Below are 966 nucleotides of genomic sequence, written 5' to 3'. Positions count from 1 at the left end.
CCTTTGAGAAGCTTCTTGCCAAGACCTTCATAATCTATGAGATAACGCATCGCCAAACGCACTTTTTCCTTAGCAAAAATAGGATTTGTCATGTTAAATCCCCAGTACATCATAGATGGTTCTAACACTTCTTCAATTTTAACATCTGTTGTTTTTTGCAGATCTGCAAGATCTTCAGGGGTCAAATCACGAGCAACATCAATATCGTGCTTTTGCAACAACAAACGTTGTGTTCCGGGCTCTGCAACATGGCGAATTAAAATCTGCTTCAGTTTAGGCGCTTGTCCCCAATAGTGAGAGCTTGCACGCAACAAAAGAGCTTCTCCAGAGCGCCAACTTTTTAACTGATAAGGACCAACACAAGCAGCATGACTTTTCAAATACTGATTTCCAAAATCGCCATCTTTTTCATGCTTCATAATTGTCTGACGATCAAGCAAAGCTGTTGCCGGACTTGCAACAATATTATTAAGAATGAGCTCTGCTGGATAAGGCTTATCAAATTTCATCACCACTGTTTTCTTATCTGGGGCTTGCAAAGCATCATCAACATTTTGCTCTGTAATTCCATATTCATTAAAAATTGCCGCATTACCCATCTTCAATTTGACAATCCGCTTCATACCCCAAACAAGATCATTGGCATTGGCTGATCTGCCATCATTAAACTTCAAACCATCACGTAAATGAAAAGTAATCACCGTACTGTGATCATCACCTGAAACATCCCAATGTGTTGCTAAAGCGGGAACCATTTTAGCAGGATCATTTGTCGCAGTACTGACCAAATTATCACAAACATTGCGAACAATTTCACTTCCATAAACATCATTAAGTTGTGCGGGATCAAATGTACTAATTGCATCAAGATTCCAAGCCATCACAAGGGTATCAGCGGGTGTTTTTGCTGAAACTTGTTGTGCAACCATCGCCAATGCCATAAGAGCAGAAACAAGAGAGCTGCTA

The 966-nt window shown here is 40.2% G+C and carries 1 protein-coding gene; it reads right to left on the bottom strand.

Going from position 1 to position 966, the window contains the following annotated elements:
* The coding region (locus tag ACFIQE_RS10830) for an ABC transporter substrate-binding protein (protein WP_375707747.1) at nt 1-966 on the bottom strand (966 nt) is incomplete at both ends.

Origin of the sequence: Bartonella sp. AA1HLJMS (assembly GCF_042197445.1) — a bacterium.
In the GTDB taxonomy this organism is placed as follows: domain Bacteria; phylum Pseudomonadota; class Alphaproteobacteria; order Rhizobiales; family Rhizobiaceae; genus Bartonella.
Note: the sequence above shows the minus strand (reverse complement) of the source record. Positions and strands in the feature narration are given on the sequence as shown.